8 protein-coding genes are annotated in these 7,350 nt (G+C 46.0%); all 8 read left to right on the top strand.

All coding sequences use genetic code 11. The features are described 5' to 3' along the window. Positions 1-411 (top strand): hypothetical protein (locus B5E75_RS14770; protein ID WP_087360363.1); only part of this gene is annotated, 411 nt, incomplete at its 5' end. A 267-nt stretch (positions 412-678) separates the two neighbouring features. Beyond that, positions 679-3,723 carry an SrtB-anchored collagen-binding adhesin gene (locus B5E75_RS13655; RefSeq protein WP_087360366.1) on the top strand — a complete coding sequence of 1,015 codons (3,045 nt, stop codon included), beginning with the start codon at positions 679-681 and terminating at the stop codon, positions 3,721-3,723. A gap of 191 nt (positions 3,724-3,914) precedes the next feature. Beyond that, positions 3,915-4,241: a YdcP family protein gene (locus B5E75_RS13660; RefSeq protein ID WP_087360368.1), complete on the top strand. Its 327-nt coding sequence runs from the start codon at positions 3,915-3,917 to the stop codon at positions 4,239-4,241. 16 nt (positions 4,242-4,257) lie between these two features. Then, positions 4,258-4,650: a YdcP family protein gene (locus B5E75_RS13665; RefSeq protein ID WP_087360371.1), complete on the top strand. Its 393-nt coding sequence runs from the start codon at positions 4,258-4,260 to the stop codon at positions 4,648-4,650. Between the two features lie 3 nt (positions 4,651-4,653). Beyond that, positions 4,654-4,911 carry a hypothetical protein gene (locus tag B5E75_RS14465; RefSeq protein WP_143746619.1) on the top strand — a complete coding sequence of 86 codons (258 nt, stop codon included), beginning with the start codon at positions 4,654-4,656 and terminating at the stop codon, positions 4,909-4,911. A gap of 14 nt (positions 4,912-4,925) precedes the next feature. Continuing rightward, the gene (locus tag B5E75_RS13670; protein ID WP_087360373.1) at positions 4,926-6,308 is read left to right on the top strand and encodes an FtsK/SpoIIIE domain-containing protein; all 1,383 of its coding nucleotides are present in this window, start codon (positions 4,926-4,928) and stop codon (positions 6,306-6,308) included. 2 nt (positions 6,309-6,310) lie between these two features. After that, the gene (locus B5E75_RS13675) at positions 6,311-6,718 is read left to right on the top strand and encodes a hypothetical protein (protein ID WP_204209677.1); all 408 of its coding nucleotides are present in this window, start codon (positions 6,311-6,313) and stop codon (positions 6,716-6,718) included. A 240-nt stretch (positions 6,719-6,958) separates the two neighbouring features. Then, positions 6,959-7,350: helix-turn-helix domain-containing protein (locus tag B5E75_RS13680; RefSeq protein WP_206413996.1), on the top strand; the 392-nt coding region annotated here is incomplete at its 3' end.

Raw genomic sequence — 7,350 nt, forward strand, 5'->3', positions numbered from 1 at the left:
TTCAAATGTAAGCATTGTCATCATACACATGCATTTTTACTATCTGTCATTATTCCTTATAGTCAAATTCTATTTCATGACACTCTATCCATTATTCGCTCAAATTCTATGCAGGATTTAAATCAGCTTATGATTGAAAATCCAAATATAGATGAATCCGATATTTCCTACATAAAGAAACAGTATTCGATGCATTGGAAACAAAGACTGCTATCTGAAAATATTCAATTAGATAGTTCTCTGGTTTTTCAGTGCTTTTTTCATTTCAAAAGACAGTTTATGCAGAGTATCTTCCCAAAGGAAAATGCCGATAAAGCCCTAAAATACAGGCTATACCGACATTTACCAGCTTATGAAAAGATAATCAGAAATTTAGTAAGTTTTTATAGAAAAAAACAACTAAAAATCTGATTGTCTGCTAAAACACTGTACTTATCAGCACATTCAAGGATTGAAATACTTCAAATTACTACGATTTTACTACCATTGAATGAGCCTTGATACGTTAGAAATCCCAGATTTGCAAAGATATGGTACAGCACATCAGTATTGAAAAACAAAAATTGAATATCGCAAGTAGATTATGGAACGCCGATATTGACGTTCCTTTTCTATTTCCAGCCGTTCAGAAATGGACGGCTTTTTCTATATCCAAACGAAAGGAGAATTTTAAAAGCTATGAAAAAGATATTGAAGCGATTAGCCACAGGCTTCCTTGCCTTTGCGACTATCGTTACCGCTTTGCCGACAACGGCAGTCCACGCTTCTGAAACGCAATACTGGACAGAAAGTGCGGAGCGAGCAGGCTATATCGAAAAGGTTATGAATGACGGTTCTATCGGTTCGACCTTTAATGAGGGCATTATGAAAGTTGAGGGCGAAACTGCCTACTGCGTGGACATCAACACCAACTTCAAGAACGGCTACAAGACCAGAGCCGACGCAAGCACACGCATGAGTGCTGACCAGATTTCCGACGTTGCCCTCTCTCTGGAATACGTCAAGCAGTACGCACAGAGCCACAGCGAGTTGAATTATAAACAGGTCTATCTTCTTGAACAGTGCGTCGTATGGCAGAGATTGAGCGTTCATCTTGGCTGGCAATGCGATAACGTCAGAGCTTCCTATGATGAAATCTCAAAAGCCGTACAGGACGAGGTTTACGCTGGGGCGAAAGCCTTTGCCAGCGAGAACAAGGGACGCTATGAATGTGGCGGTTATATCTACTCTGGCGAGGGACAGGACATTGGACAGTTCTGGGCGAAACTTGCCGTAGGAAATGCCACCCTTAAAAAGACTTCCAGTAATGCCAGCATTACCGACGGAAACGGACTTTACTCTATCGCTGGTGCGACATATGGTGTCTATTCTGATAAGGACTGTACGAAACAGCTTGCCACCCTTACGACTGATAACAGCGGAAATACTGATACCGTGGAAGTAAAGGCTGGCACAGTCTACATCAAAGAGCTTTCTGCTCCTGCTGGTTATAAGGTAGACAGCACTGTCTATTCCTTAAATGTGGAAGCTGGCAAGACAGCGACACTCAATGTATCAGATACGCCAAAGGTCACAGATACCCTTATTGAGCTTTTCAAGATTGATATGGAAACACAGAAAGACGCTCCACAGGGCGACGCTTCTTTAGAGGGTGCGGAGTTCACATGGAAATTCTATGCGGGACACTATACTGCTGACAATCTTCCTAGCGAGCCGACAAAAACATGGGTAACAAAGACAATCGCTGAAAAGGACAGCGATGGCACTATCCATTATGTTTCCCGCCTTTCTGATGAATACAAGGTATCTGGGGACAGCTTCTATACACAGGACGGAAAGAACGTGCTTCCTTTAGGAACGCTGACTGTTGAGGAAACGAAAGCTCCTAACGGCTATCTTCTTAACGGTGCATATATGCAGGCTGACGGAAGCGAGGAACAGATTAAAGGAATGTACCTTACACAGATTACCGAGGACGGCGACATTGCCGTACTGTCTGGAAGCAATCAGTACCATGTATCAGACAAGGTTATCCGTGGCGGTGTAAAAATCCAGAAAAGAGATTTGGAAACCAGCGATACCAAAGGTCAAGGAAGTGCGACTTTGAAAGACACTGAATTTGAAATCATCTCCCTTAATGACAATGCCGTACTTGTCGAGGGGAAACTTTACAGCAAGAATGAAGTGGTAAAGACAATCCTTACCGACATTGAGGGCGTGGCTTCTACTTCTGCCGACCTGTTACCTTACGGAAAATACCGTGTTGAGGAAAGCAAAGCTCCAGAGGGCTATCTGACAGACGGTGCAGAACCGATTGAATTTGAAATCACAGAGGACGGGAAAATCGTTGACCTTACAGGTACAGACACATCAATCTACAATCAAGTCAAGCGTGGCGACCTAGAGGGTGTCAAGATTGGTGCTGGCACACACCAGCGTCTTGCGGGAGTTCCGTTTAGGATCACAAGCAAGACCACAGGTGAGAGCCATATTATCGTGACTGATGATAACGGGCAGTTCTCCACTTCTTCCGACTGGGCTTCCCACAAGAACAACACTAACGCAGGAAAGACCAGCGAGGACGGTATCTGGTTTGGAACAAGCGAGCCAGACGACAGCAAAGGTGCTTTGATTTACGATACCTATATCATTGAGGAATTACGCTGTGAGAGCAACAAAGGCTTTGAGCTTATCCCACCGTTTGAAATCGTGGTGTCCAGAAACAATGTGACCATTGACTTAGGAACACTTACTGATGAATACGAGAAAGAAATCTCTATCCATACCACAGCCACAGGCAAGGACGGCGAGAAGTCTATCGTAGCTGGCAAAGAGGTAACAATCGTTGACACGGTTACGCTTGACGGGCTAGAAAAAGGCACAAAATATCAGTTGAAAGGCTGGCAGATGTCGAAAGAGGAAAACGCCGAGCTTCTTATCGACGGACAGCGTGTGGAAAGTGATTACACATTCACAGCCGACAGTGAGGAAATGAAGATTGAAATAGAATACACGTTCAACGCTTCTTCTCTTGGTGGTCAGAACCTTGTTACCTTTGAGGAACTTTACGACCTTTCCAATGAGGACGAGCCTGTAAAGGTTGCTGAACACAAGGACATTGACGACGAGGGACAGACGGTGCTTATCACGGAGCGTATCATCTCTATCCATACCACAGCGACCAGCGAGGACGGAAAGAAAGAGATTGAAGCTGGAAAAGACGTGACAATCATTGATACCGTTACCCTTGACGGTTTGGAAATCGGCACTAAGTATCAGCTCAAAGGCTGGCAGATGATTAAGGACGAAAACGCCGAGCTTATCATCAATGGTGAACGTGTTGAAAATGACTATACCTTTACTGCCGACAGCGAAAGCATGGAAGTACAGATTGCCTTTACATTCGACGCTTCCGAGCTTGGCGGGAAAGAGCTTGTGACCTTTGAGGAATTATACGATTTGAGCAATCCAGACGAGCCGACTAAGGTTACAGAGCATAAGGACATTGAGGACGACGGGCAGACGGTGACAATCACAGAAGTACCAGAAATGCCGGAAGAACCAACAGAGCCGGAACAGCCGACCACACCAGATACACCGAGCAAGACAACAGACGCTCCAAAGACAGGCGATAACACAAACATTGCCTTATTCTTAGGACTTCTTGTTCTCTCTGGTGCAGGCGTGGCAGGAACATACTTCATCAAGCGTAGACGTTCATAATCGGACGGTCTGTTTATGATGATGAAGAAATCACGTTCCCCGCCGTATGTACTTATAACAGAAAATGAAAATTTAAACTGTTCCTTTTCTGTTAATCTGCTTGCGGATTGACGGAAAAGAACAGTCCACTAGGGGCGTGGGGAGTGTAGCTCCCCACATATCAATCACAGAAAGAAATGAGGTATGAACACATGAAATTGAAATATATCGTGCCTGACATGGCACAGACTTTTGGTAACTTAGAGTTTGCAGGAGAAAATGACGTGGAGCAACAGCGTATCAATGGTCGCTTTGTTCCCGTGACGAGAAGCTACAACCTGTATTCCGACATTCAGAGAGCCGACGATATTATCGTGGTGCTTCCCGCAAAGGCTGGGGAGAAGCGTTTCAAGTATGAGCAGAAAGTCAAGCTCGTCAATCCTAAGATTACCGCCGAGGGAAAGAACGTGCGAGGTCGTGGCTACACCAACTATATCTTAACGGCTGATGATATGCTTCCAGCCGAGGAAAGCAAGTAAAGGGGGGTATCAGATTATGAGATTAGCGAATGGAATTGTGTTAGATAAGGAAAAGACGTTTGGAGTGCTGAAATTCTCGGCATTAAGACATGAAGTGCGTGTGGAGAATGAGGACGGGACGACCAGCGAGGAAATCAAGCGTAGAACCTATGATTTGAAATGCAGTCAGCAGGAACGCACGATACAGGTATCTATCCCAGCGGAAATCCCTGTCAAAGATTATCCATACAATGCCGAGGTGGAGCTTATCAATCCTGTTGCCGATACGGTAGCAAACGCCAACTACCGAGGGGCAGATGTGGAATGGTACATCAAGGCAGACGACATTGTGCTGAAAAATAAAGGCGGTCAACCCGCAGGAAATCCACAGAACCACGCTCCGCAGGGACAGCAGAAAAATCAGAAGTAGCCTATGGAGAACGTAGCAGGCTATGAAGATTATGAAAGGGAGTTCCGAGAAGTCTCTCTTCCAGAATACCGCTGGCTGGCTCAAACTATGCTGACGCAGGCAATCGAGGATAGTGGCTGTCAAATGGACGGCAGTCTGATTATCTCCATGCACGATTATATCAGCAGGGACAAATGCTGGTACACATTCCAGTTTTCGATTGAAACGATAGACTGGAAAAATCCAGCCAGCAGGATATTTACCTATATCGGCTGTTACTGATGAAAGGAGTATCAATGGCATTTTACAAATACAAGGGAAAGCGTATCAGAGCCAGCGACAAGAACCTTGTGTACCGCTTCTGTGCGGGTACGCTCCTGCTCCTGTTCGTGGCTGTTCTCCTGCTACTGAACATGGGACAGCTCATGCGTACTGATTGGGAGCATTTCAGCTTACTTGATAATGGCGTGACGCTTTCTACATACAACTTCATAACCATAGGGATAGCGACTGGTGTTTGTGCATTGGTCGCTTTTCTTTATTACCACTTCTTCCATGACAGCTTCAAGAAGCTATTGCACCGTCAAAAGCTCTCCCGCATGATACTGGACAATAAGTGGTATGAAGCACAGACCGTACAGGACAGAGGTTTTTTCACTGACCTGCAGAGCAGATCAAGGGAAAAAATCGTCTGGTTTCCTAAAATCTATTATCAAATGGACACGGGCTTGCTCCATATCCGCTGTGAAATCTCTTTGGGGAAGTATCAAGACCAGCTCCTTAGACTGGAAGATAAGCTGGAAAGCGGGCTTTACTGCGAGCTGACTGACAAGACGCTCCATGACGGCTATATCGAGTACACCCTGCTTTATGACATGATAGCGAACCGTATCACGATTGACGAAGTAAAGGCTGAAAACGGGGGCTTGCGTCTGATGAAGAACCTTACATGGGAATACGACGCACTCCCTCACGCCCTTATCTGTGGCGGGACTGGCGGTGGAAAGACTTACTTTCTGCTGACAATCATTGAAGCCCTCTTGCAGACCAACGCCCAGCTTTACATCTTAGACCCTAAGAACGCTGACCTTGCGGACTTGGGTACGGTCATGGATAACGTGTACCACACCAAAGAAGATATGATTGAATGTGTCAATGCGTTCTATGAGGGCATGGTGGCAAGAAGCGAAGAAATGAAGCTTCACCCAGACTACAAGACGGGCGAGAACTATGCCTATCTGGGCTTACCACCCTGCTTCCTTATCTTTGACGAGTATGTGGCGTTCTTGGAAATGCTGGGGACAAAGGAAAGCATGAGCCTACTTAGCCAGCTAAAGAAAATCGTCATGCTTGGCAGACAGGCAGGCTATTTCCTCGTTGTCGCCTGCCAGCGTCCCGACGCAAAGTATTTCAGCGACGGTATCAGAGATAACTTCAACTTCCGTGTGGGCTTGGGACGTATCAGCGAGCTTGGCTACGGTATGCTCTTTGGAAGCGACGTAAAAAAGCAGTTCTTCCAGAAGCGTATCAAAGGGCGTGGCTATTGTGACGTGGGTACGAGCGTCATATCGGAGTTTTACACTCCCCTTGTACCAAAGGGGCATGACTTTTTACAGACTATCGGCTCTCTTGCACTGGCAAGGCAAGCCGTACCAGAGAAACAAAAGGAGATTGAATGATTATGGGATATTTGGAAATCCATTATGAACCAGAATGTACCGACAGTGTACTCACCTGTATCGGATTGGGCTATGGAAAATTCCTGTCCGATTTGGCTTTTACGGCAGACAGTGAATATAAACAGGACGACGACTATCCAGAAACACTTTTTCACAAAAGAATGTCGGAACTGCTGGAAGATTTGGCAGAGGACTATCTGGAAATGCCGTTGCTGTTTTCCGTGGAGCTTCCCGCACCTATGGCAAACCTGCTGGGCTGTCTTTTCCGCTATACGTTTCTTGTCATGGACAGGGAGCATTTCAGACAGGTATGCCGTGAATATGAGATTGACAAGGATATAGCCAGAAAATGCCTTTCAAGAGATACCGACTGTATCGTAGTTTATACGGGCATGACAAGGATAGGCTGAACCATTGACGGCTGGAACGGTCAGCGAAGCGACCCAGACCGTGCAAGCCGTCCTGTGGAGCAGGGCTTGCCCTGCTCCACGAAAGAAGCCCCTCGGTATCTAACAGAGGGGCACAATTCCGCTGGAAACTACGGTCAAAAAGTCTGTAAATCCCGCTTGGCAAAAGGGTTTTCTCTCACTCATGGCTGACTGTGACAATCGGCGGAAAATATCACACTTTCACGATTGGGGGTATGCAGGCTGAATGAAAGCACCTTTATAACCGCCTTGAAAGAGAAACGCTTATCTTATGGCGTGTCCCAGACAAGGCTTGCAATCATGGCTGGTATCAGCCGTGAACATTTGAACCGTATCGAAGCGGGAAAGGTAACGCTCACGGACGATATGCAGGACAAGCTCATGGAAGCTGTCGAGAAATTCAATCCCGACGCTCCCATGTTCCTGCTGTTCGACTATGTGCGTATCCGTTTCCCCACGCTGGATATCCAGCACATTATCAGAGATATATTGAAACTCAACATTGACTATATGCTCCATGAGGACTACGGACACTACAAATACACCGAGCATTACTATCTGGGTGATGTGTTCGTCTACACCTCACAGGACGAGGAAAAAGGCACGCTTCTGGA

This window comes from Massiliimicrobium timonense, assembly GCF_002160865.1.
Taxonomy (GTDB): Bacteria; Bacillota_I; Bacilli_A; order Erysipelotrichales; family Coprobacillaceae; genus Allocoprobacillus.